At 71.3% G+C, this 23,463-nt stretch carries 24 protein-coding genes; 16 read left to right on the forward strand and 8 right to left on the reverse strand.

What is annotated here, in order from left to right; all coding sequences use genetic code 11:
- Nucleotides 1-61 precede the first annotated feature (61 nt).
- The 8 genes from hrcA (at nucleotide 62) to era (ending at nucleotide 6,822) form a co-directional block, all read left to right on the forward strand.
- Entirely contained in the window at nucleotides 62-1,078 is a 1,017-nt protein-coding gene (gene hrcA / locus IFT73_RS02615) for a heat-inducible transcriptional repressor HrcA (protein WP_056607373.1), read from the forward strand.
- 30 nt (nucleotides 1,079-1,108) lie between these two features.
- Complete coding sequence (dnaJ, locus tag IFT73_RS02620; protein WP_192166258.1) at nucleotides 1,109-2,266, forward strand: molecular chaperone DnaJ; 1,158 nt, start codon at nucleotides 1,109-1,111, stop codon at nucleotides 2,264-2,266.
- Nucleotides 2,263-2,616 (forward strand): HIT domain-containing protein, encoded by a 354-nt coding sequence (locus tag IFT73_RS02625; protein WP_192166259.1) that lies wholly within the window; start codon nucleotides 2,263-2,265, stop codon nucleotides 2,614-2,616. Before dnaJ ends, IFT73_RS02625 begins: the two co-directional genes overlap by 4 nt.
- Nucleotides 2,617-2,773: 157 nt before the next feature.
- Nucleotides 2,774-3,784 carry a PhoH family protein gene (locus IFT73_RS02630; RefSeq protein WP_192166260.1) on the forward strand — a complete coding sequence of 337 codons (1,011 nt, stop codon included), beginning with the start codon at nucleotides 2,774-2,776 and terminating at the stop codon, nucleotides 3,782-3,784.
- On the forward strand, nucleotides 3,762-4,238 hold the full coding sequence (gene ybeY, locus IFT73_RS02635) for an rRNA maturation RNase YbeY (RefSeq protein WP_056607381.1): 477 nt from the start codon (nucleotides 3,762-3,764) through the stop codon (nucleotides 4,236-4,238). Before IFT73_RS02630 ends, ybeY begins: the two co-directional genes overlap by 23 nt.
- Nucleotides 4,239-4,248: 10 nt before the next feature.
- Nucleotides 4,249-5,568, forward strand: a complete 1,320-nt coding sequence (locus IFT73_RS02640; RefSeq protein ID WP_192166261.1) for a hemolysin family protein — start codon at nucleotides 4,249-4,251, stop codon at nucleotides 5,566-5,568.
- Complete coding sequence (locus IFT73_RS02645) at nucleotides 5,552-5,890, forward strand: cytidine deaminase (RefSeq protein ID WP_192166262.1); 339 nt, start codon at nucleotides 5,552-5,554, stop codon at nucleotides 5,888-5,890. The genes IFT73_RS02640 and IFT73_RS02645 overlap by 17 nt, the downstream gene beginning before the upstream one ends.
- A complete protein-coding gene (gene era / locus IFT73_RS02650; protein WP_056607388.1) occupies nucleotides 5,887-6,822 on the forward strand; it encodes a GTPase Era in 936 nt (311 codons plus the stop codon). Before IFT73_RS02645 ends, era begins: the two co-directional genes overlap by 4 nt.
- Before the next feature lie 13 nt (nucleotides 6,823-6,835).
- Here era and IFT73_RS02655 read toward each other — a convergent pair whose 3' ends face one another.
- From IFT73_RS02655 to IFT73_RS02665, 3 genes are all read right to left on the reverse strand, one after another.
- A complete protein-coding gene (locus IFT73_RS02655) occupies nucleotides 6,836-7,534 on the reverse strand; it encodes a thermonuclease family protein (RefSeq protein WP_192166263.1) in 699 nt (232 codons plus the stop codon).
- Nucleotides 7,535-7,610: 76 nt separating this feature from the next.
- The gene (locus IFT73_RS02660) at nucleotides 7,611-8,906 is read right to left on the reverse strand and encodes a DUF222 domain-containing protein (RefSeq protein ID WP_206759089.1); all 1,296 of its coding nucleotides are present in this window, start codon (nucleotides 8,904-8,906) and stop codon (nucleotides 7,611-7,613) included.
- A 95-nt stretch (nucleotides 8,907-9,001) separates the two neighbouring features.
- Nucleotides 9,002-9,268, reverse strand: coding sequence for an acylphosphatase (locus IFT73_RS02665; protein WP_192166265.1), 267 nt, complete (start codon nucleotides 9,266-9,268; stop codon nucleotides 9,002-9,004).
- Between the two features lie 26 nt (nucleotides 9,269-9,294).
- Here IFT73_RS02665 and IFT73_RS02670 point away from each other — a divergent pair, with 26 nt between their 5' ends.
- Together IFT73_RS02670 and IFT73_RS02675 are read left to right on the forward strand one after the other, a co-directional pair.
- Nucleotides 9,295-10,101: a pentapeptide repeat-containing protein gene (locus tag IFT73_RS02670; RefSeq protein WP_192166266.1), complete on the forward strand. Its 807-nt coding sequence runs from the start codon at nucleotides 9,295-9,297 to the stop codon at nucleotides 10,099-10,101.
- A gap of 9 nt (nucleotides 10,102-10,110) precedes the next feature.
- Nucleotides 10,111-11,139, forward strand: coding sequence for a PHP domain-containing protein (locus IFT73_RS02675; protein WP_192166267.1), 1,029 nt, complete (start codon nucleotides 10,111-10,113; stop codon nucleotides 11,137-11,139).
- Nucleotides 11,140-11,148: 9 nt separating this feature from the next.
- Here IFT73_RS02675 and IFT73_RS02680 read toward each other — a convergent pair whose 3' ends face one another.
- Genes IFT73_RS02680 through IFT73_RS02690 form a run of 3 tightly spaced genes read right to left on the reverse strand, consistent with a single transcriptional unit; the run spans nucleotide 11,149 to nucleotide 12,840 of the window.
- A complete protein-coding gene (locus tag IFT73_RS02680; RefSeq protein ID WP_192166268.1) occupies nucleotides 11,149-11,865 on the reverse strand; it encodes a hypothetical protein in 717 nt (238 codons plus the stop codon).
- Nucleotides 11,866-11,904: 39 nt separating this feature from the next.
- On the reverse strand, nucleotides 11,905-12,366 hold the full coding sequence (locus tag IFT73_RS02685) for a hypothetical protein (RefSeq protein ID WP_192166269.1): 462 nt from the start codon (nucleotides 12,364-12,366) through the stop codon (nucleotides 11,905-11,907).
- Nucleotides 12,367-12,387: 21 nt separating this feature from the next.
- Complete coding sequence (locus IFT73_RS02690; protein ID WP_192166270.1) at nucleotides 12,388-12,840, reverse strand: flavodoxin family protein; 453 nt, start codon at nucleotides 12,838-12,840, stop codon at nucleotides 12,388-12,390.
- 158 nt (nucleotides 12,841-12,998) lie between these two features.
- Between IFT73_RS02690 and IFT73_RS02695 the strand changes: the two genes are divergently transcribed.
- The 4 genes from IFT73_RS02695 to IFT73_RS02710 are packed head-to-tail and all read left to right on the forward strand — an operon-like array spanning nucleotide 12,999 to nucleotide 18,008.
- Nucleotides 12,999-13,937 (forward strand): MoxR family ATPase, encoded by a 939-nt coding sequence (locus IFT73_RS02695; protein ID WP_192166271.1) that lies wholly within the window; start codon nucleotides 12,999-13,001, stop codon nucleotides 13,935-13,937.
- Nucleotide 13,938: 1 nt separating this feature from the next.
- On the forward strand, nucleotides 13,939-15,213 hold the full coding sequence (locus IFT73_RS02700; protein ID WP_192166272.1) for a DUF58 domain-containing protein: 1,275 nt from the start codon (nucleotides 13,939-13,941) through the stop codon (nucleotides 15,211-15,213).
- Entirely contained in the window at nucleotides 15,200-17,425 is a 2,226-nt protein-coding gene (locus IFT73_RS02705; RefSeq protein WP_192166273.1) for a DUF3488 and transglutaminase-like domain-containing protein, read from the forward strand. Before IFT73_RS02700 ends, IFT73_RS02705 begins: the two co-directional genes overlap by 14 nt.
- 19 nt (nucleotides 17,426-17,444) lie before the next feature.
- Nucleotides 17,445-18,008 (forward strand): GrpB family protein, encoded by a 564-nt coding sequence (locus IFT73_RS02710; RefSeq protein ID WP_192166274.1) that lies wholly within the window; start codon nucleotides 17,445-17,447, stop codon nucleotides 18,006-18,008.
- Between the two features lie 6 nt (nucleotides 18,009-18,014).
- Here the strand turns inward: IFT73_RS02710 and IFT73_RS02715 are convergent, their stop codons facing one another.
- Complete coding sequence (locus IFT73_RS02715) at nucleotides 18,015-19,055, reverse strand: glutathione S-transferase C-terminal domain-containing protein (RefSeq protein WP_192166275.1); 1,041 nt, start codon at nucleotides 19,053-19,055, stop codon at nucleotides 18,015-18,017.
- 147 nt (nucleotides 19,056-19,202) lie between these two features.
- Between IFT73_RS02715 and leuA the strand changes: the two genes are divergently transcribed.
- Nucleotides 19,203-20,933, forward strand: coding sequence for a 2-isopropylmalate synthase (gene leuA / locus IFT73_RS02720; RefSeq protein WP_192166276.1), 1,731 nt, complete (start codon nucleotides 19,203-19,205; stop codon nucleotides 20,931-20,933).
- 42 nt (nucleotides 20,934-20,975) lie between these two features.
- Here leuA and IFT73_RS02725 read toward each other — a convergent pair whose 3' ends face one another.
- Nucleotides 20,976-22,163 (reverse strand): MFS transporter, encoded by a 1,188-nt coding sequence (locus IFT73_RS02725; protein ID WP_192166277.1) that lies wholly within the window; start codon nucleotides 22,161-22,163, stop codon nucleotides 20,976-20,978.
- A 216-nt stretch (nucleotides 22,164-22,379) separates the two neighbouring features.
- On the opposite strand from IFT73_RS02725, the gene IFT73_RS02730 reads away from it, so the two are divergent.
- Nucleotides 22,380-23,462 (forward strand): saccharopine dehydrogenase family protein, encoded by a 1,083-nt coding sequence (locus IFT73_RS02730; RefSeq protein WP_056607421.1) that lies wholly within the window; start codon nucleotides 22,380-22,382, stop codon nucleotides 23,460-23,462.
- The last annotated feature ends 1 nt before the right edge of the window (nucleotide 23,463 follow it).

Here is a 23,463-nt window from a genome sequence, read left to right on the forward strand (position 1 = left end):
GCGCTGGACGACCGGCCACCATCACGAGCAGGCCCGACCGAGCCCGACGAGAGGGGCACCGATGTCAGACGACCGCCGACTCGACGTCCTGCGCGCCATCGTCGAGGACTACGTCGCGACGCAGGAGCCCGTCGGCTCCCGCTCGCTGCTCGACCGGCACCAGCTGGGCGTGTCGCCCGCGACGGTCCGCAACGACATGGCCGTGCTCGAGGACGAGGGCTACATCACGCAGCCCCACACCAGCGCCGGTCGCATCCCGACCGACAAGGGCTACCGGCTGTTCGTCGACCGCCTGTCGACCGTCAAGTCGCTGACCCCGGCCGAGCGCCGCGCGATCGAGACGTTCCTGACCGGCGCGGTCGACGTCGACGACGTCGTGCAGCGCAGCGTCAAGGTGCTGGCGCAGCTGACCAACCAGGTCGCGATCGTCCAGTACCCGTCGCTGACCCGCTCGACGGTGCGCCACATCGAGCTCGTCGCCCTCGAGGGGTCGCGCGTGCTGCTGGTCGTCATCACCAGCAGCGGCCGCGTCGAGCAGCGCATCATCGAGCTCGTCGAGACGCTCACCGACGACCTGGTCGCCGATCTGCGCACCCGCATCACCCGCGCGACGATGGGCGAGCGGCTCCCCGAGGCGTCCCTCAAGCTGGCCGACCTGATCGAGACGTTCGCGGTCAACGACCGTCCCGTCGTCACGTCGATCGTCACGACGCTGACGCAGACGTTCAGCAACGAGCGGTCCGACGAGCGCATCGCGGTCGGCGGCACCGCCAACCTGGCGCGCTTCGGCAGCGACTTCGACACCGCGATCAAGCCGGTGCTCGAGGCGATGGAGGAGCAGGTCGTGCTGCTCAGGCTGCTCGGCGAGGCCACGACGGGCCTCTCGGTGCGCATCGGCACCGAGACGGGGCACGAGGGGCTGTCGAGCACGGCGGTCGTCTCGTCGGCGTACGGGGCCGACGACCTCGCGCTCGCGACGCTCGGCACCGTCGGACCCACCCGCATGGACTATCCCGCGACGATGGCCGCCGTCGGCGCCGTCGCCCGCTACGTCGGCCGCACGTTGGCCGACAACTGACCCACCACACGTAAGGGCTATCCAGTACTCATGGCACAGGACTACTACGCAACGCTCGGCGTCGCCCGCGAGGCGACCCCCGAGGAGATCAAGAAGGCCTACCGCAAGCTCGCGCGCCAGCTGCACCCCGACGTCAACGACGCCCCCGACGCGTCCGACCGCTTCAAGGAGGTGACGGTCGCGTACGAGGTGCTGTCCGACGCCGAGAAGCGCTCGATGTTCGATCGCGGCGGCGACCCGATGGGCGGAGGTGCCCGCGGCGGCTTCGGCGGCGGCGCCCAGGGCTTCAACTTCGACGACATCATGGACGCGTTCTTCGGCCAGAACGGTCAGCAGCGTGGGCCGCGCTCGCGGCAGCAGCGCGGCCAGGACGCGCTCCTGCGCCTCGACGTCGACCTTGCCGAGGCCGCCTTCGGCGCGACCCACGAGATCAAGGTCGACACCGCCGTCACCTGCACGACGTGCGAGGGCAGCGGTGCGGCCAACGGGTCGCAGCCCGAGACGTGCCGCACGTGCCACGGCCACGGCGACGTCCAGCACGTCCAGCGGTCGCTGCTCGGCGACATCCGCACGTCCCGCCCGTGCCCCACGTGCCACGGCTTCGGCTCGGTCATCCCCGATCCGTGCCCCGAGTGCGCCGGCGAGGGCCGCGTGCGGTCGCGCCGCTCGATCACGGTCACGATCCCGGCCGGTGTCGACCAGGGCACCCGCATCCAGCTCGGGGGAGAGGGCGAGGTCGGCCCGGGCGGCGGACCCGCCGGCGACCTCTACCTCGAGATCAACGTGGCGCGCCACCCCGTGTTCCAGCGCAAGGGCGACCAGCTCTTCTGCCAGGTCAGCCTGCCGATGACGGCGGCCGCGCTCGGCACGCACCTCGACCTGCCGACGCTCGAGGCCGACGTCGCCGGCACCGACGAGGCCGACCGCACGGTGCGGCTCGACGTCGCGTCGGGCACGCAGTCCGGCGAGACCATCACGATCAAGAACTTCGGCGTGCCCCGCCTGCGCGGGCCGGGCCGGGGCGACCTCAAGGTGCAGGTCGTCGTCGAGACGCCGACGCGCATCGACGAGCAGCAGCGCGCGCTGCTCGAGCAGCTCGCGTCGCTGCGCGACGAGGAGCGTCCCGAGGCCATGATGGGCACGCACCACAAGGGTGTCTTCCACAAGATCAAGGACGCGTTCAAGTGAGCCTCGACTCCGTGCCCGACTGCCTGTTCTGCAAGATCGTCGCGGGCGACGTGCCCGCCGACATCGTGTCGAGCACCGACCACACCGTGGCGTTCCGCGACATCAACCCGCAGGCGCCCACCCACGTCCTGGTCATCCCGCGGCTGCACGCCGCCGACGCCGCGAGCCTCGCGCTGGCCTCGCCCGAGGCGGCCGTCGACCTGCTGGTCGAGTCGCGCCGCATCGCGGTCGCGGAGGGACACGACTCGTACCGGCTCGTGTTCAACACCGGCGAGGGTGCGGGCCAGACGGTGTTCCACACCCACGGCCACGTCATCGCGGGCCGCGACCTCACCTGGCCCCCGGGCTGAGGCCCGACCACCGGGTGCCGCCAGGGGGCCGAGCAGCCTCGACCGCCCACTACGCCTCGCTGGACGGCGGCTTCGCCGCGAACCGCTCACGCTCCGCTGGCGCGCTCCGACGTTCGCTCGCTGCGCTCGCGACGTCTCCGCGTACGATTGGGACCACATGACTGACGACACGACACCCGCACACACGTTCACGATCCCGGCCAGCGTCCCGGCCGTCGCCCTGCTGGGGCCGGCCGACGAGTTCCTCCGGCTGATCGAGGACTCCTTCTCGTCGCGCATCCACGCGCGCGGCAACACCATCACGGTCACGGGACCCCCGGCCGAGTCGGCGCTCGTCGAGCGGCTCCTCGACGAGCTCGTGACGATCCTGCGCACGGGGCAGAACCTGACGCGCGAGACCGTCGAGCGCAGCCTGTCGATGCTGCGCACCGAGACGCGCGAGAAGCCCGCCGAGGTGCTGAGCCTCAACATCCTGTCGAACCGCGGTCGCACGATCCGCCCCAAGACGGTCAACCAGAAGCGCTACGTCGACGCGATCGACAAGCACACGATCGTCTTCGGCATCGGCCCCGCCGGCACCGGCAAGACGTACCTCGCGGTCGCCAAGGCCGTGCAGGCACTGCAGGCCAAGCAGGTCAACCGCATCATCCTGACGCGTCCGGCCGTCGAGGCCGGCGAGCGCCTGGGGTTCCTGCCCGGCTCGCTCAGCGAGAAGATCGACCCGTACCTGCGTCCGCTCTACGACGCCCTGCACGACATGGTCGACCCCGAGACGATCCCCAAGCTGCTGACGGGCGGCGTCATCGAGGTCGCGCCGCTGGCCTACATGCGAGGCCGTTCGCTCAACGACGCGTTCATCATCCTCGACGAGGCGCAGAACACGACGCCCGAGCAGATGAAGATGTTCCTGACCCGCCTGGGCTTCGGTTCCAAGATGGTCGTCACGGGCGACGTCACGCAGGTCGACCTGCCGAGCGGCAACAAGAGCGGCCTGCGGGTCGTCCAGGACATCCTCGACGACGTCAGCGACATCCACTTCGCCCACCTCAGCGCGACCGACGTCGTGCGGCACAAGCTGGTGGGCCAGATCGTCGCGGCCTACGGCGAGTTCGAGTCCGACACGCACGAGGCAGGTGCTGACTCCCATGAACGTCGACGTACTCGATGAGTCCGGCACCGACGTCGACGTCGTCGGTCTGACCAGGCTCTGCCGCTTCGCGATGCGCCGCATGCGGCTGCACCCCGCGACCGAGCTGACGGTGCGGCTCGTCGACCCCGAGACCATCGCGGTGCTCAACGAGCAGTGGATGGGCAAGAAGGGCCCGACCGACGTCCTGTCGTTCCCGATGGACGAGCTGACGCCCGGCACCGACGGCGAGGAGAGCCCCGAGGGCTACCTCGGCGACATCGCCCTGTGCCCCCAGGTCGCCGAGCAGCAGGCGCCCGCCGCAGGTCACACGACCCGCGACGAGATCGACCTGCTGACGGTGCACGGCATCCTGCACCTGCTGGGCTACGACCACGCCGAGCCCGACGAGCACCGGGAGATGTTCGGCATCCAGGGCCGGCTCCTGCTCGAGTGGCAGCAGTCGGCCGCGGGCGTCGACCCCGAGGACGCGTGAGGTCGGCGCGATGACGTGGTTGCCGATCATCTTGTCCGTCGTGCTCGCCGTCGTCGCCGGCACGCTCGCCAGCGTCGACGCCGCGATCTCGGCGTTCTCCAAGGCGCGCGCCGAGGAGCTCGACGACGAGGGCCGCTCGGGTGCCGCGGGCCTCGTCCGCATCCTCGACGACCCCGCGGCCTACCTCAACTCGGTGCTGCTGATGCGCGTCCTGACCGAGACCGCGAGCATCGTGCTGGTCGCCCTCGTGGTGGCCGACCAGCTCGACGGGCTGTGGCCGCGGTTCGGCGTCGCGGTCGCGATCATGGTCGTCGTCAGCTTCGTGCTGATCGGGGTGGGTCCGCGCACCCTCGGACGTCAGCACGCCGAGTCGATCGCCCTGGCGTCGACCGTCCCGGTCATCGTCCTGACACGGCTGCTGGGCCCCCTGCCGCAGCTGCTGATCCTGCTCGGCAACGCCGTCACGCCGGGCAAGGGGTTCCGCGAGGGCCCGTTCGCGTCCGAGGTCGAGGTGCGCGAGCTCGTCGACCTCGCCGCCGCCAGCTCGATCATCGAGACCGACGAGGGGCGCATGCTCCAGTCGGTCTTCGAGCTGGGCGACACGATCGTGCGCGAGGTCATGGTGCCGCGCACCGACCTGGTGTTCGTCGAGCGGCACAAGACGTTGCGCCAGACGATGTCGCTGGCCCTGCGCAGCGGCTACTCGCGCATGCCCGTCGTCGGCGAGAACCTCGACGACGTGGTCGGCATGGCCTACCTGAAGGACGTCACCAAGCGGGTGTTCGACAACCACACCGCCGAGACGACCGAGCGCATCGAGTCGATCACGCGCCCGTGCCTGTTCGTCCCCGACACCAAGCCGGCCGACGACCTCCTCAAGGAGATGCAGGCCCAGCGCATGCACGTCGCGATCGTCGTCGACGAGTTCGGTGGCACGGCGGGCATGATCACGATCGAGGACATCCTCGAGGAGATCGTCGGCGAGATCACCGACGAGTACGACACCGAGCCCGATGCCAGCCAGAAGCTGTCCGACGGCTCGTGGCGGGTCAGCTCACGCTTCGAGGTCGACGACCTCGAGGACCTCTTCGACATCCCGATCGAGGACGAGGACGTCGACTCCGTCGGCGGTCTCATGGCCAAGCACCTCGGCAAGGTGCCGATCCGCGGCAGCGTCGTCGAGGTCGAGGGCCTGCGCTTCGAGGCCGAGGGCCCGTCGGGTCGCCGCAACCGCATCGGGCACGTCGTCGTGAGCCGCCTGGAGCCCGCCGACGTCCCCGACCCCTCCGAACGACGACCGAAAGGGTCCGACCATGGATCTCAGTCCTGAAGACGCCAAGCTGGTGACGTTGGCGCGCAGCTCGCGCGCCCGCACCACCGCCGAGCACGGCGCGGCGGTGCGCGACCAGGACGGACGCACGTACGTCGCCTCGACCGTGAACCTGCCGTCGCTGCGCGTCGACGCCCTCGACCTGGCCGTCGCGATGGCCGTGTCGTCCGGTGCCACCGGCATCGAGGCCGCGGCACTGGTCGGCGACATGGTGCCCGAGCCCGTCGTCGACGGCACCGCGGTGCGCGACGTGTCGGGTCACGGCATCGCGGTCTACCTGGCCGATCCCAGCGGCACCGTCGTCAAGGTGCGCACCACGTGAGCGCGCACCGCTCCGGCTTCGCGTGCTTCGTCGGACGTCCCAACGCCGGCAAGTCGACGCTGACCAACGCCCTGGTCGGCGGCAAGATCGCGATCACGTCGTCCAAGCCGCAGACCACGCGCCACGCGATCCGCGGCCTCGTGAACCGCGACGACGCGCAGCTGATCCTGATCGACACCCCCGGCCTGCACAAGCCGCACACCCTGCTCGGCGAGCGGCTCAACGCGCTGGTGCGCTCGACGTGGTCCGAGGTCGACACGATCGGCATGTGCCTGCCGGCCAACGAGAGCGTCGGTGAGGGCGACAAGTTCCTGATGCGCGAGCTGGCCGAGCTGCAGAAGACGGGCCGCGGACGCCGCAAGCCGATCTTCGCGATCGCGACGAAGATCGACCTCGTCAAGCCCGACAAGCTGCGGGACCACCTGCTGTCGATCCAGCAGGTGAGCGCCGACCTGGGGCTGCAGTTCCAGGAGATCATCCCGGTCTCCGCGGTCGCCGACGACCAGATCGGGCTGCTCGCCGATCTGCTGGTCGGCACGCTGCCCGAGGGCCCGGCGCTGTACCCGGAGGGTCAGCTCACCGACGAGCCCGAGGAGACGCTCATCGCCGAGATCATCCGCGAGGCGGCCCTCGAGGGCGTCCGCGACGAGCTCCCGCACTCGATCGCCGTCGTGGTCGACGAGATGGTGCCGCGCGCCGACCGTCCCGAGCACAAGCCGCTGATCGACGTCCGCGTCAACGTGTACGTCGAGCGCGACAGCCAGAAGGGCATCATCATCGGCAAGCAGGGGGCCCGCCTGCGCCAGATCGGCAGCGACTCGCGCTCGCAGATCGAGAAGATCCTCGGCACGCCCGTCTACCTCGACCTGCACGTCAAGGTCGCCAAGGAGTGGCAGCGCGATCCCAAGCAGCTGCGCAAGCTCGGCTTCTGAGCGGTCGGCGTCCCTACCCCCAGATGCCGCGATCGTGCTTCTTCGCCGATCGTTCCGCCCTCTTGTAGCTCTTCTTCCTGGTCAGCGGGTCGCACTGCCGGGCGTCGTAGAACCGGGCCCAGCCCTTCGAGAGCTGCGCCTTGTTGACGTCCTTCGAGCCGCGCTTGACGTATCGGAGGGCGCGGCCGTAGACGTCCGCGTACGGCTGGGTCGGGTCGCTCGTCAGCACGGTCGTCCGACCCACGGGGGTCAGCTTCTTCAGCGCCTTCGTGGCCGACCCGTAGCCCTTCTTCCCGCGCTCGGGTGAGTTGATGCCGAGCAGCCGGACCTTGGAGCGGGTGCCGTCGATCCTGACCCGCAGGGTGTCGCCGTCGATCACCGACACCACGACGGCCTTCTCCGTGACCTTCGGGTTCACGGCGCACGGCGCGGCGACGGGCGCCGGGGGCGCGGGCGGAGGTGGCGCGGGCGCCGAGGAGGTGCTGCAGGGGCACGGCAGGTCCTCGCACGCCAGCCCGTCACCGTCGTGGTCGAGGCGGTGGGGGTCCGAGCCGGGGCCGCCGTTGGCGATGAAGAACGCTTGGGCGTCGGTCTGCGTGGCGAAGTCGCCGCAGTCCCTGTCCGCCGCCTGAGCGGGCGGCGCCGCCAGCAGCGAGCCGCCGACCAGCACGACGGTGAGCGCGGACACGAACATGCCGCGGAGTCGATTCATCGCCAGACCGTAACAGGCGGGTGTTCTTAACGTCCTGGGATTGAAGCAGGAATCGGGCAGCGATGCCCGAGGTGCCTCAGCCGGCGCGGGGGTGTTGTCGGGCGAAGCGGGAGTGGCGCTGTGGGGTCTGGTCGGGGTCGACGTGCGGTGGTGCGATGACTTCGACGACCCCGTCGTCGGCCATGCGAGCGGTCCACTGCCCCTCGTGGACGAGGTGGTGGTGGAAGTGGGGCGCACGGCTCGTTCCTCGCCGTAACAGCGGTTCGTTCCTCACCGCTGCGGGCTTCGCCCGTGCGCCAGCCTCCCTGCGGTCGGCCCATGGTTGGGTGCGGGGGAACACGCAGCCGCCGTCGCGGGTCGCCAGGATCAGTCTTTGGTGACGGTCGTAGAGGCGGCGGGTGGTGCCGTGGTCGACGACGCGCGAGTCGCCGTCCAGCAGCAGTGCCACCAGGTGGGCGTTGCACGCCATCCGTTGGGCCTTGGTGGCCGACATCGTGGTGCCGGACGTGTTGGTGGCCGTTCCGGTTCCGGTGGCCAGGTTGTCGGCGTCGATCGTGACCGCGACGGTCGCAGCCAGTCCACCGGCGGTGGGCAGGGCGTCGGTGGGCAGGTGGTTGACGAGCTCGGCGAACGCGTGGCCCATCTTCTGGTCGCGCGGGAGGTTGGCCCAGTCATCGGCGCCCATCCCGAACGACTCGGCGGCCGCAGCGTTGCGGCGGGGGGCGATGATCCCCTCGATCGCGGCGCGCAGGACGTCGGCGTCGGTGTCACCTAGGACGAAGGTGCCGCGTGAGGTGCCGTCGCCGCGGCGAGCCATGGCGAACCGGGTGCGGACCCGGGCCCGTTCCTCTTCCTGCCGGAGCTGTTCGCCGAGGTGCTCGTCGTGGCCGTCGGGGTCGATGACCTCCAGCACCCGGTGCGCCAACCGCTGCAGGCCCTCCAGGTCGTGCTCGGCGGCCAGGGCGATCAGGTGCGTCTCGGCGTCGGCGCGGGGCTGCTCGTCGACCCAGTCCGGCAGCGCGCCGATGGCCTTGATGATCACCGCCGCCTGATCGGTCGACAGCTCACCGCGACCCCACGCCTGACGAGTCGCCTCGCACCCGGTGCCCTTCGACAGGCCGATCAGCTTGGACGCCGCCCCCTTGGTCATGTTCGCCGCCGCCGACAACCACGCCGTCGTCGACGACGCACCGTCGTCCTTCGCCAACCCCATCTGATCGGCACAGCCGACGAGCTTGGACATCGTGGCGTCCAGGGCGGTGCGGGTGCGCTGCACCGCCACGATCACCTCGCGCACCTCAGTGCCCGTCAACTGCCAGGGCTCGAGCGCGGCGAGGTCATCGGCCAGCGACGACAGCTGATCCACGATCACCACACCACCCCCGACCTGACTCGACTAGAACACCTGTTCGAATGAGTCCAATCTACTACCGCCCACCGACACACGTCCGGCGTCGTGCACAGGGCTCAGCGCACCTCGAAACCGCTGTGGCCCGAGGGCTCCCGCTCCGTCACGTCGACGCCCGTCACGACCGCGCGTGGAGGGCCGGTGCGGCACCAGTCGACCAGGTGGGCGACTGCGTCGTCCGGTCCCTCGAGCTCGGCCTCGACCGTCCCGTCGGGACGGTTCGCGACCCACCCGGCGACGCCCACCCGGGTGGCCTCCTGCTGGCACGACGCCCTGAAGAACACCCCCTGGACGGTGCCATGGACGATGACGTGACGACGGCTCATGCGCACCACCGTAATAGGGTCGCCGGGTGGACCGTCTCGAGCTCGTCGCCGACTGCGGCAGCTGCTTCGGACTGTGCTGCGTGGCGCTCGCGTTCGAGCGGTCGGCCGACTTCCCGGTCGACAAGGACGCCGGCGACCCGTGCGTGAACCTCGACGAGGGCTTCGGCTGCTCGATCCACTCGCGCCTGCGCGACGAGGGGTACCGCGGGTGCACCGTGTACGACTGCTTCGGAGCGGGTCAGCAGGTCTCGCAGGTGACCTTCGGGGGCGTGAGCTGGCGCGACGACCCGTCGACGTCGGCGTCGATGTTCGCGGCCCTGCCGGTCATGCGGCAGCTGCACGAGATGCTCTGGTACCTGGCCGAGTGCCTCGAACGGCCGGAGGCCCACGGCCTGCGCGACGAGCTGGACGCCGCCACCGCACGCACGGTCGAGCTCACGCGCACCGACGCCGCGCACCTCGACGCGATCGACCTGCCCGCCCACCGCGCGGTCGTCTCACCCCTGCTGCAGCGTGTCAGCGCGCTGGTGCGCGAGCCGTTCGACGGACCCGACCACCGTGGGGCGCCGATGTTCGGCGCGAGGCTGCGCCGTGGACGTCTGAGAGGAGCGGACCTGCGCGGCTCGATCCTGATCGCCGCCGACCTGCGCCAGGCGGACCTGCGGCAGGCCGACCTGCTCGGCGCCGACCTGCGCGACGCCCGCCTCGACGGAGCCGACCTGACGGGCTGCCTGTTCCTGACCCAGACGCAGGTGGGTTCGGCGAAGGGCGACGCCGCGACGCTCGTCCCGCCCGGACTGCGGCGACCGGCGCACTGGGTCGCGTCGCCGTAGGCTCGGGGGATGCCAGACCTCACCGCCGTCGACGCCCTGAAGGAAGTGGCGTTCTGGCTCGAGCGGTCGCGGGCGTCGACCTACCGGGCGGAGGCCTTCCGCAACGCCGCCGCCGCCATCGACGACCTGTCGCCCGAGCAGGTCGCGACCCGCACCCGCAACGGCCAGCTCAAGCGCGTGAAGGGCATCGGCGACCGGACGTTCGGCGTGATCCGCCAGGTCGTGGAGGGTGACGTCCCCGACTACCTGGCCGAGCTCCGCGACGAGGGTGCCGAGCCCCTGGCGTCCGGGGGAGCGGCGCTGCGCGCCGAGCTGCGCGGCGACCTGCACAGCCACTCCGAGTGGTCGGACGGCGGCTCGCCGATCGCCGAGATGGCCCGGGTCGCCCGGTGGAGGGGCCGCGAGTACCAGGTGCTGACCGACCACTCCCCGCGGCTCAAGATCGCCAACGGCCTGAGTGCCGAGCGGCTGGCCCAGCAGCTCGACGTCGTCGCCGAGGTCGACGCGACGTACGACGACTTCCAGCTGCTGAGCGGCATCGAGGTCGACATCCTCGACGACGGCGGCCTCGACCAGACCGACGAGATGCTCGAGCGGCTCGACGTCGTCGTGGCCAGTGTGCACTCCAAGCTCCGGATGGAACGCCGCGCCATGACCCGACGCATGATGACCGCGGTCGCCGACCCGCACACCAACGTGCTCGGGCACTGCACGGGGCGTCTGGTGCAGGGCGGGCGCGGCAAGCGTCCGGAGTCGGAGTTCAACGCCAAGGCGGTGTTCGCGGCGTGCGCCGAGTTCGACGTCGCGGTCGAGATCAACGCGCGTCCCGAACGTCAGGACCCGCCCGACCCCCTGATCGAGCTGGCGCTCGACGCGGGCTGCCTGTTCTCGATCGACACCGACGCCCACGCGCCGGGCCAGCTCGACTTCCTCGACCTGGGCGCCGAGCGCGCCGACGCGATGGGCGTCCCGGCCGACCGGATCGTCACGACGTGGCCCGTCGAGCGGCTGCTCGAGTGGTCGCACGCCAAGCGCTGAACCGCCGTGTCAGGCGAGGCTGTCGGCCAGCTCGCGCACCTGGTCGGGCGTGACGTCGACGGCGACGCGCCCCGTGACCCGGTCGTAGACGTCGATCAGGCCGCTGAGGTCCTTGACCATGCGGCGGGCGCGGGCGGGTCCGTTGGCGCAGTCGGCGCGACACTCGCCGGCGGCGACGCGGTGCGCGACCACCAGAGCCGCGAGGGCGTACGCCTCGGCCGCCTTGAGCTCGGGGGAGAGCGCGAACGGGAACATGCGCGACATGCCGACGTGGAACTCCACGTGCTCGGGGTCGAGGTCGCCCTCGGCGACGGCCGATCCCATCGCCGACGCGAACGCCTCGCGGACGTCGTCGTCGGTGCCGTCGCGACCGATCCACGTCTCGGCGTGCTCGATCGCGACGAGCGCACGCGACCGGGCGGACGGCTCGATCAGCGCGACGACCTGGCGGGCCTGGGTGATGCGGAGGCGGGCGCGCAGCTCGGGGGAGTCGTCGGTCGTGCCGAACAGGCGTCCGATCAGCGGGACGAGACGCGAGCGGTCGCCGTCGCGCAGGAGGTCGTTGGTGGTGCGCGCCTCGTGGGCCAGCAGGGGGTGCGTGCACTCGGGGCGGTCGCTCCACTCCTCGCCCGCCAGCAGCGAGACGTACTCCATGACGCAGGCCTCGCCCTGCTCGGCGTCGTGCGAGCCGGAGGACAGCGTGGGGAGGAAGTCGGGAGCGGTCATGCGTCCATTCTCCCGCGACGGGTCAAGCGCCGCTCGTCGTCAGCCGTCGCTCGCGACGAACACGTCGGACGCCCTGCACCCGGCCGGCACCTTGTCGTAGAAGTGGTCGGACGGTGCGAGGGGCCCGACGGTGCCTCCTCCGAGCTCGACCGAGTCGCCGAGCTCGTACGTCGTGCCGTCGACCGTCACGCGCAGAGGATCCGGTGTCTTGATCGTCGTCCCGTGCGGCCAGATGACGACCGTGCCGCGCTCCTCGCCGGCGGACGGGGCCCACCCCAGGCACCCGCCGACGTCGGCGAGGGTGCCGCGACCGAGCGCGTCCATCCCGCCGCCGGTCTTCTCACCCACCAGCACGAGGGTCTCGGCGTTCTCGTTGAGCACCTTCTCGCCGTTGCTGCGCACCACCACGATCGCGATCAGCACGACGGCGAAGGCGGCGACGAGGGCCCCGCCGATGATGCGGCGGCGGCGAGCAGTGCGGGTGAGGTCAGGATCGGCCATGCCGCCATTGTCTCAGGACCGTCACGGCATCAGCGTGGCGGCGACCGTCGCGCCCAGCTCGGTCGCGGCGGCGAGGTGGGTGTCGTCGGGGTCGCCGAGGAAGCACAGGGGGTCGACGACCCTCGACCAGCCGAGGCCCGTCGTGATCGACTGCATCGCCCGCTCGGCTCCGCTGGTGTCACTGCGGCCGTGGACGTAGTAGCCGAACGGACGCCCGCGGGTCTCGGCACTCGCGACGTCGAACGTGACGTCGAAGAAGTGCTTCACGGCGCCCGAGATGTAGCCGATGTTGGCGCTCGTGCCGATGACGTATCCGTCGGCGGCCAGGACGTCGTCGACCGTCGCCTCGAGCGCCGGGCGGACCTCCACGTCGACGCCCTCGATGTCCTCGTGTCGCGCGCCGGCCACCACGGCGTCGAGGATGCGGGCCAGGTTGGGGGTGGGCGAGTGGTGGACGATGAGCAGTCGGGCCATGACCTCAACGTATCGACCACGCCGCCCACCGCCGCCGCACAGAGCGAGGAATCGACGTTTGTCCGCACGCGGGCGGACAAACCCCGATTCCTTCGTCCCGACGAACCGTTCCGCCCGAATCGCACTGCGTGTTTGCGCTGGTGTGCCTAACATCGCGTATGGAGTTCGAGACCGTAGCGCGGGCCATTCTCGGCAACATCGAGAGGGTCATCGACGGAAAGCCCGAGGCCGCCGAGGCCGCGCTCGTCGTGTTCCTCGCCGAGGGTCATCTGCTGATCGAGGACGTGCCGGGCGTCGGCAAGACCGTGCTCGCCAAGGCCCTCGCCCGGTCGGTCAGCTGCTCGGTGCGACGCATCCAGTTCACCCCCGACCTGCTGCCGTCCGACATCACCGGCGTCTCGGTCTACAACCAGAGCGACCGCGAGTTCGAGTTCAAGCCCGGTGCGGTGTTCGCCAACATCGTGATCGGCGACGAGATCAACCGTGCGTCGCCCAAGACGCAGTCGGCGCTGCTCGAGGCGATGGAGGAGCGGCAGGTCACGGTCGACGGCACGACCTACTCGCTCGCCACGCCGTTCACGGTCGTCGCGACGCAGAACCCGTTCGAGATGGAGGGCACCTACGCCCTGCCCGAGGCGCAGCGCGACCGGTTCATGGCGCGCATCTCGATGGGCTACCCCGACGCGTCCGCCGAGCTCGCGATGGTGCAGCAGCGCGACTCGTACAACCCGTTCGACGGGCTCTCGGCGGTCGCCACGATCGACGACATCGCCGAGATGATCGCGGTCGCCCGGGCGATCCACGTGTCGTCGGCGGTCGAGCGGTACGTCGTCGACATCGTCCAGGCCACGCGCACCGACGCCGAGCTGCGCCTCGGCGCCAGCCCCCGCGCGACGCTCCAGCTCATCAGGGCGGCCAAGGCGCGCGCCGCCGTCCACGGCCGCGACTTCGTGCTGCCCGACGACGTCGACGCGCTGGTCCAGGTCGTCCTGCCGCACCGCCTGATCGCGATGCGCGGGGTGTCGTCGGTCGAGAACGTCGTCGCGCGCATCGTCGCCGAGACACCGGTCCCGGCCGGCGCGGTCCACCAGAGCTGACGTGGCCCGCGACCGCTCGTCCGCGCTGCGTCGTGCGGTGACGTCCGTCGTCGTGACCCGACGGGGCATCGGCTTCGCCGTGGTGGCGCTCGTGATGTTCGTCGCCGCGCCCGTGCTGTCGCTGCCGGCGCTGCTCTACGTGACCGGTCTGCTGCTCGGGCTGCTGGTCGTGTCGACCGTCTTCGTGTTCGTGGGGCACTCCCGGGTGCGCATCGAGCGCTCGTTCTCGCCGCAGGTAGTGGCGCTCGGCAGGCCCACGCGGGCGACCGTCCGTGTCACGAACCTGTCGGTGCTGCCGTGCCTCGAGGCCGACTGGGACGACCGCCTGCCCGCCGGCGTCACCGGCGACCACACGGGCGCGCTGCCGTCGCTCGGCGGCAGCCGCGGCGCCGACGCACGGGCCACGTTCTCGTACGAGCTGCAGGGCCTGCGCCGCGGACGCCACCTCGTCGGCCCCCTGCGGGTCGACGTGCACGACCCGTTCGGCCTGGTGCACCGGCGGCACACGTTCGGCGGCGTCGAGCCGCTCACGGTGCTGCCGCGGCGGATCGACCTGCCGCCCATCACCCCGCGCGGGGCGGGCGACGACGGTGCGACCAGGCCCGCGCCGCAGAACGTCGGCGTCGGCGACGACGACATCATCGCCCGCGCCTACCTGCCGGGCGACGCCCTCAAGCGCATCCACTGGAAGGCCAGCGCCCACCGGGCCGAGCTCATGGTGCGGCAGGAGGAGAGCCAGGTCACCCCTCGCGCGGCGGTCATCGTCGACACCGAGCCGTCGAGCCAGGGCACGGCCCGCGACCGCAAGGACTCGTGGGAGCACTCGCCGGCCCTGGAGTGGGCGGTCACGGCGACGGCGTCGATCACGGCGCACCTGGCGCGCGCGGGCTACGTCGTGGCGCTGCAGTCGAACAGCACGTCGCTCGACCGGGTCGTCGCCGAGGGGCACGACACGCTCGAGGACGCGATGGTCGACCTCGCGCTGCTCGAGCCCGATCCCGCCGACCGGCCCGGCCGTCACGATGCCGACGGTGCGGCCTTCGTCGTGCTCGGACGTCTGACGGTCGAGCGGGCCCAGCAGTGGGTCGCCGCGCTGTCGGCGTCGCGGACGATCCTGGCGCTCGTGGCGCACGGCACGGCGGCCCAGGCGCTCGAGGTCCTCGACGGCGCCCGCTGGAACGTCGTGGCGTGGACGCCCGGCGACGACCTCGCCGAGGCGTGGGCCGCGTTCGACGGCACGTCCCGACAGGGAGAGCCCGCCCGTGCTGCGCGCTGACCCGTCGACGCGGCCGCCGTCCGGGAGTGCGCGGCAGACGTGGTTCGACCACGGCGTCATCGCCCTGGCCCTGGTCCTGCTGCTCTCGGGCTTCGGCACGATCGTCGCGGGACGCGACTGGTGGGTGACGACGATCCTCGTCTCCCTCATGACGGGGCTGACGTGCGCCGTGCTGCGCGGGCTGGGTGCGCGGTTCGTGGCCCCGGTCGCGATCGTCGTCGAGCTCGTCGCGATCGCCTGGATCTTCGTGCCCGAGACGCTCCTGGCCGTCGTCCCGACGCCGCAGACCGTCACGGCGCTCGCCGACCTGGTGGCGGCAGCGCAGGAGATCATCGTCGAGGAGCAGGCGCCGGTCGGTGCGGCGCGGCCGATCGTGCTGGTCGTGGCGGCGTCGTTCGGCCTGATCGTGGTCGTCGCCGACGTGATGCTGCAGCGGCGGCGGGCGGCCCCCCTGATCGGTGCGCTGCTGCTCGCGGTGTTCGCCACGCCGGCACTGATCGCCGGCGAGACGCCGCCCGTCTGGCTGTTCCTGTCGGTGGCGGCGCTGTGGCTCGTGCTGCTGCGGTCGCGCACCACGACGGTCGGTGCCTCCCGGCGCGGAGCGGGACCGGCCCTCGCGCTGGGGGCGGGCGCGCTCGCCGCGGCGGTCGCCTTCCCGGTCGTCGCGCCCGACGTCAGCGCCGTCGCGGCGTCGTGGGGCAAGCCCCCGCCGACGGTGTTCGGGCGGGGCATCAACCCCATGCTCGAGCTGGGCCAGAACCTGCGACGCAACAGCACCACGACGGCCCTGACGTACCGCACGTCGTTCGACGAGGCGCAGTACCTGAAGGTCGCGACGCTGCGCGACTTCACCGGCAGGACGTGGCGCCCCACCGAGACGGTGCGCAACGACCTGTTCGAGGGCGAGATGCTGATCAAGGACGGCATCGAGGTCGACGAGGGGACGACCACGATCAACATCGACAACCTGCGCAGCTCGTTCCTGCCCGTGCCCTACCCGGCGACCGGCACCGTGACGGGCCTCGACGGCGCCTTCTCGTTCCGTCGGGCGGGCATGACGCTCTCGTCGCGCAGCGACGACTCACGGGGCGAGACCTACACCGTGCCGAGCCTCGACGTGAAGCCCACCGCCGAGCAGATGCGCGACATCCGCACGAGGATCGGCCCGGCGCTGGAGTCGTACCTCGAGCTGCCCGAGCGCATGCCGGCCGTCATCGAGCGCACGGCCCGTGAGGTCACGGCCGACGCCGACAACGACTACGACCGCGCGCTCGCGCTGCAGAACTTCTTCCGCAACGGCGACTTCCGCTACTCCGAGACCGCGCCCGTGGCCGGCGACTACGACGGCAACGGCGTCGACGTGATCGCGGAGTTCCTGCAGGAGAAGGCCGGCTACTGCGTCCACTTCTCGTCGGCGATGGCCGTCATGGCGCGCTCGGTCGGCATCCCGGCGCGCATCGCGGTGGGCTACGCACCGGGCTCGGCGGGCGCGCTCGAGGACGGCGAGACGGTCTACACCAACACGTCCGACGACCTGCATGCCTGGACCGAGATCTACTTCCAGGGCGTCGGCTGGGTCCGCTTCGACCCGACGACCAGCATCGGCGACGCGACCGCCTTCGTCGAGCCCGTCGTCGACACCCCTGACGCCGAGACCCCCGACACCCCCGAGTCGCAGGCGCCCGTCCCGCAGCAGGGTGCCGACCGCCTCGACGACGCCGCGACGCCGCAGGCGCAGGCCGACGAGACGTCGACCGCGCCGCGCAGCGCGATCGTCACGCTGGCGGCGCTCGCGGTCGTCGGTGCCGTGCCGTGGGCGCTGCGCGCGCTGCGCCGCAGGTGGCGGCTCGCGCGCGGACGCGCGGACGTCGAGCCGTTGTGGCGCGAGCTCGAGGACGTCGCCCGCGACCTGCGCATCCCGGCCTCGGCAGCCGACACCCCCCGCGGGTTCGCCGGACGCCTGGCGCAGCAGCCCGGCGTCGACCAGGCGTCGCTCGAGGCGTTGCTGCGACGGGTCGAGCAGGTGCGGTTCTCGCGGGGCGAGCAGCCGGACGGCGACGGCGTCGACGACCTCGTCGCGGTCACGTCGTCGCTGCGTGCCGGGGCGTCCGGGCGGCGTCGCCTGCTCGCGACGTTCCTGCCGCAGTCGCTGACCGGGCGGACGCCGGTGCGCCTGCTGCCCGATCCGGTCGGCACGTCGTCCCCGGCGTAGCGTCCGGCAGACTGGGGGAGTGAGTGCCGCCGACGACCCCCTCGACGACGTCCTGATCGGGGGCCGCGAGAAGCGCGACATCGTGATCGTCGAGCACGACCCGGCGTGGGCCGTGCGGTTCGAGCGGGAGCGCGCCCGCATCGTCGCGGCGCTCGGCGACCGGGCGCTGGCGGTCGAGCACATCGGCTCGACCAGCGTCCCCGGACTCGCGGCCAAGCCGATCGTCGACATCGACCTGACGGTCGCCGACCCCGCCGACGAGGACGCGTACGTGCCCGACCTCGAGGCAGCGGGCTACGTGCTGCGCGTGCGGGAGCCCGGGCACCGGATGCTCCGGACGCCTGAACGCGACGTGCACCTGCACGTGTGCGCGCCGGGCAGCGAGTGGGAACGGCACCACCTGGTGTTCCGCGACTGGCTCCGCACCCATCCCGACGACCGTCGGCGCTACCAGGACGTCAAGCGCGAGCTCGCGGCCCGCGAGTGGGACGACATGAACGACTACGCCGACGCCAAGGACGACGTCGTCGCCGACATCATGGGCCGTGCCACCGCCCCCCGTGCGCCGGGCATGGGGGGCTGAGGCGGCTCAGACCTCGGGCGTGGGCGGGGTGCCGTCGCCGAACGGGCGGCCGCCGAGCGCCTCGCGACCGTGCTCGGTCAGCCACACCGCGGGATCGGGCCCGACCGGCACGATCTGCGTGGGGTTGATGTCGGTCTGCACGACGTAGTAGTGCTGCTTGATCTGCTCGAAGTCGATCGTCTCGCCGAAGCCCGGGGTCTGGTACAGGTCGCGGGCGTAGGCCCACAGCACCGGCATCTCGGTGAGCTTCTGGCGGCTGGCCTTGAAGTGCGAGTGGTAGACCGCGTCGAACCGCGCCAGGGTCGTGAACAGGCGGACGTCGGCCTCGGTGATCGAGTCGCCCATCAGGAAGCGGCGGTCGGCGAGGCGCTCCTCGAGCCAGTCGAGCGCCGTCCAGAGCCGGTCGTACGCCGCCTCGTACGTCTCCTGCGAGCCCGCGAAGCCACAGCGGTACACGCCGTTGTTGACCTCGGTGAAGATCCGCTTCATGACGTCGTCCATCTCGTCGCGGACGTCGGCGGGCCACAGGTCGGGGGCTCCCTCGCGGTGGTGGTCGACCCACTCGGTCGAGAAGTCGTGGGTGATCCACGGGAAGTCGTTCGTGACGACCTCGCCCGACGCGATCTCGACGATCGCCGGCACGGTGATGCCGCGGGGGTAGTCGGGGTAGCGCTTCAGGTACGCCTCCTGGATGCGCTCGATGCCCAGCACGGGGTCGACGCCGTCCGGGTCGAGGTCGAACGTCCAGCTGCGCTTGTCGTGCGTCGGGCCGCAGTAGCCGATCGAGATCGCGTCCTCGAGCCCCAGCAGGCGGCGGACGATGATCGCGCGGTTGGCCCACGGGCACGCCTTGGCCACGACGAGGCGGTAGCGGCCGGCCTCGACGGGCCACAGGGGCCGGTCCTGGCCCGACTCGTCGGGCTCGGAGCCGGCGGAGGGGTCGCGCACGATGCGGTCGGGGATGTAGTTCATGTCGCGGTCGAACTCCTGACCGGCGTGCACGTAGGCGCCCGTGGTCGAGTGATCGGTGCTGGTGTCAGACGTCATGCTGCTAGCCTAGGCGCGTGCTGCAGATCCGCTCGCTTCTTCTCTGCCGCGTCGAGGTCCTCTAGGTCGGACCCCTCGGCGCGGAGTTTGTCACGTCCCGGCCGCCAGCCCGACGAGCACACCAGACAGACACCCCGAGGACAACCGATGACCAGCTACGCCACCAGCCCCCAGCGTCCCAGCGGCATGCCGTTCCAGCGCTACCAGCCGTTCGCGCCGATCGACCTGCCCGACCGCACCTGGCCCGCCACGACGATCTCGCAGGCCCCGCGCTGGTGCGCCGTCGACCTGCGGGACGGCAACCAGGCCCTGATCGACCCCATGACCGCGCCCCGCAAGCTGGCGATGTTCCAGCTGCTCGTGCGCATGGGCTACAAGGAGATCGAGGTCGGGTTCCCGAGCGCGAGCCAGACCGACTTCGACTTCGTCCGCCAGCTCATCGAGGGCGGGCACATCCCCGACGACGTCGTGATCCAGGTGCTGACGCAGTGCCGCGAGCCCCTGATCGACCGCACCTTCGAGTCGCTGGTCGGCGCCAAGCAGGCGATCGTCCACTTCTACAACTCGACCTCGACCCTGCAGCGTCGCGTCGTGTTCGGTCTCGACAAGGACGGCATCACCGACATCGCGACGCAGGGTGCCCGGCTGTGCATGAAGTACGCCGAGATCCACACCCCCGACACGAAGATCTCCTACGAGTACTCGCCCGAGTCGTACACGGGCACCGAGCTCGACTACGCCCTCGAGGTGTGCAGCCGGGTCATCGACGTCATCGACCCGACCCCCGACTGGCCGCTGATCATCAACCTGCCCGCGACGGTCGAGATGGCGGTGCCCAACGTCTACGCCGACTCGATCGAGTGGATGCACCGCAACCTGCCGCGCCGCGACAGCATCGTGCTGTCGCTGCACCCGCACAACGACCGGGGCACGGGCGTCGCGGCCGCCGAGCTGGGCTACATGGCCGGCGCCGACCGCATCGAGGGGTGCCTGTTCGGCAACGGCGAGCGCACCGGCAACGTCTGCCTGGTCACGCTGGGCCTCAACATGTTCAGCCAGGGCATCGACCCGCAGATCGACTTCCACGACATCGACGAGATCCGCCGCACGGTCGAGTACTGCAACGAGCTGCCGGTCCCCGAGCGTCACCCGTACGGCGGCGACCTGGTCTACACGGCCTTCAGCGGCTCGCACCAGGACGCGATCAAGAAGGGCTTCGAGCACATGGCGGTCGACGCGGCCGCGGCCGGCGTCGAGGTCGACGACGCGCCGTGGGCCGTCCCGTACCTGCCGATCGACCCCAAGGACGTCGGCCGGTCGTACGAGGCCGTCATCCGGGTCAACAGCCAGTCGGGCAAGGGCGGCGTCGCCTACATCCTGAAGAACGACCACCAGCTCGACCTGCCGCGACGCCTGCAGATCGAGTTCAGCCAGATCGTGCAGCAGCTCACCGAGGGCGAGGCCGGCGAGATCGAGCCGGCGTCGATCTGGGCGGCGTTCCAGCGGGAGTACCTGCAGCGCGAGGAGCCGTACCGTCTGGAGAGCTTCAGCTCGATCACCGCGACCGACGGCAGCGACCAGCAGGTCGTCGAGCTGCGGGTGCGCGGCGAGGTGCAGGAGTTCAAGGGCGAGGGCAACGGTCCCGTCGCGGCGTTCATCGACGGCATGCGCCAGGCCGGCGCCGACATCCGCCTGCTCGACTACTCCGAGCACGCGCTGTCGTCCGGCGGCGACGCCTTCGCGGCGTCCTACATCGAGTGCGAGGTCGCGGGCGAGACGGTGTGGGGCGTCGGCATCCACGAGAACATCGTGACGGCGTCGCTGCGGGCCGTCGTGTCGGCGGCCAACCGCGCCGTCGCCCAGACGATCCCGGGCTGACGTCCCCCGCCGGGCCTGTCCTCCCGCGCGTGGAGGACAGGCTCAGCGGCGTGCGGTGCGGCGCTGGTCGAGCACGAGCGTGACCAGCGCCAGGGCGGCCAGGACGGCCGCGGCGACCGAGAAGGCGATGCCGGTCGGGTCGAGCCCCCAGTGGTCGGACGCGATGCCGCTGCCGATCACGGGCACCGAGATCGCGACGTAGGCGACGACGAAGAACGCCGACGTCGTCCCGGCGCGCTCGTGCGGCTCGACGCGACCGAGCACCGCGGCGAGCCCCTTGCTGAACGACACGCCCTGCCCGGCTCCGGCGATCAGGGCCGCGAGCAGCATGAGCCACAGGTCCTCGGTGGCCAGCGCCGCCGTGAACAGCAGCATGCCGGCGGCCAGCAGTGCACATCCGCGCGTCACGCCGGTGTCGGTCGGGAGACGGTGCCAGACGACCTGCGCCAGGACCGACGCGCCGAACAGCGCCGCGACGACCGACACCGACACGAGGGCGGGCGGGTCGTCGACGGCTTCCGCGACGAACCGCGGTGACACCGCGGTGAACAGGCCGCACACCGCGAACCCCGCGAACCCGGCGATCCCGGCGCCGACGAACGTCGTGCGGGCCTCGGACGGCACGGTGGGACGCTGCAGGCGGGGCCGGGCACCGGGGGAGACCTCGACGGTCTCGGGCACCTGCGTCAGCAGCACCAGCACGACGACCCCGATCGCGGCGTGCACGACGAACGTCAGGTGCACGGGCCACGGGAGGGCGTCGACCAGGACGGCGGCGACGACGGGTCCGAGCCCGAGCCCGCCGATGTTGGCCGCGGTCGCGACCAGGGGTGCGCGCGAGCGCCAGCGCTCGGGAGCGGCCTCGAGGACGGCGGCGGTCGCCGTCCCGACGTAGATGCCGGCCGAGATGCCCGAGACGGCGCGCGCGAGCAGCAGCACCCAGGTGGCGTCGGCCACCAGGAAGACGACGTCGCTGGCCAGCGACGTGGCGAGGCCCGCCACCAGGAGGGGGCGGCGGCCCAGGGCGTCCGACCACCTCCCGAACGCCAGCAGGGCCACCAGGACGCCCGCCGCGTAGGTCGCGAACACGACCGTCACGGTGGTCAGCGAGAAGCCGAGACGTTGCTGGTAGATGCCGTACATCGGCGTCGGCAGCGTCGTGCCGATCATCGTCACGAGGAAGGCGATCGCGACGACCGCGAAGGCGCGGCCCCCGGTGAGGCGGGGCATGGGGCTCCTCGGCGTCGGTGGTGGGACGTGGGAGGTCAACGCGGACGGCGCCGCGATCCATCCCTGGGCCTCCGCCGAGCCGGCAGGTTGCAGTTTGGTGTACCGGCCAGCCGGTACACAAACGAAACATTCGCGCGATATCCTCCTCGTGACGCCGATCACAGTCGGCGCGTCGAGATGCCGTGGTGCGACCCACCGTGGCGAGGAGGAGTGGCGATGTCACGCATCATCAACCAGGTCGCGGTGTTCGGCCTGGGCAAGGTCGGCGAGCTCGTCGCCGACCTGCTGGGGGAGTCCGGCTTCAAGGTCGTCGGCTACGACGCGGCGTCGCGTCCCGACCTCGGTTTCGAGACCAAGCTGCTGGACGTCCAGGACGCCGAGGGCCTGCGCGAGTCGCTGCGCGGCGTCGACGCCGTCGTGTCGTGCCTGCCGTTCCACCTCAACATCGCCGTCGCGGAGGCCGCGTACGACGCCCGGGTGCACTACTTCGACCTCACCGAGGACGTGCCCACGACCAACCGGGTCATCGAGCTCGCGGCCGACCGCCCCGGTGCCGCGTTCGCGCCCCAGTGCGGCCTCGCGCCCGGTCTGATCGGCATCATCGGTGCCTCGATCGCCCAGACCTTCGACGAGATCCGGTCGATCGAGCTGAAGGTCGGTGCGCTGCCGCAGAACCCGACGGGCCTGCTCGGCTACGCCATCAACTGGTCGCCCGAGGGCGTCGTCAACGAGTACCTCAACGACTGCGAGGTGCTGCGTCAGGGCCACCGCCAGATGGTGCCGGCCATGACCGAGAAGGAGCGCGTGTTCATCGGTGGCATCGAGCTCGAGGCGGCGCTGACGTCCGGCGGGCTCGGCACGATGTGCGAGACGTACGAGGGCTCGGTGCACCGTCTGGACTACAAGACGCTGCGCTACCCCGGCCACTTCGACCAGATGCACTTCCTGTTCGACGAGCTCAACCTGCGCGAGCAGCGCGACCTGGTCGGCCAGATGCTGGTCGACTCCAAGCCGCCGGTCAACGACGACGTCGTCTACATCCACGCCGCCGTCGAGGGGCGCAAGAACGGTCAGCCGTTCCGCGAGAACCACGTGCGCGCATACAAGCCGCTCGACATCTCCGGACGCACGTGGCGGGCGATCTCGTGGACCACGGCGGCCTCGGCCGTCAGCGTCGTCGAGCTCGTGGCCGACGGCACGCTGCCCGCGACGGGCTTCGTCAAGCAGGAGGACATCACGCTCGAGGCGCTGTTCTCGACCCAGGCCGGTCGTCACTTCGCCGAGCAGGGGAAGGTGTGAG

Source organism: Aeromicrobium sp. CFBP 8757, assembly GCF_014841755.1.
Classification (GTDB): Bacteria; Actinomycetota; Actinomycetes; order Propionibacteriales; family Nocardioidaceae; genus Aeromicrobium.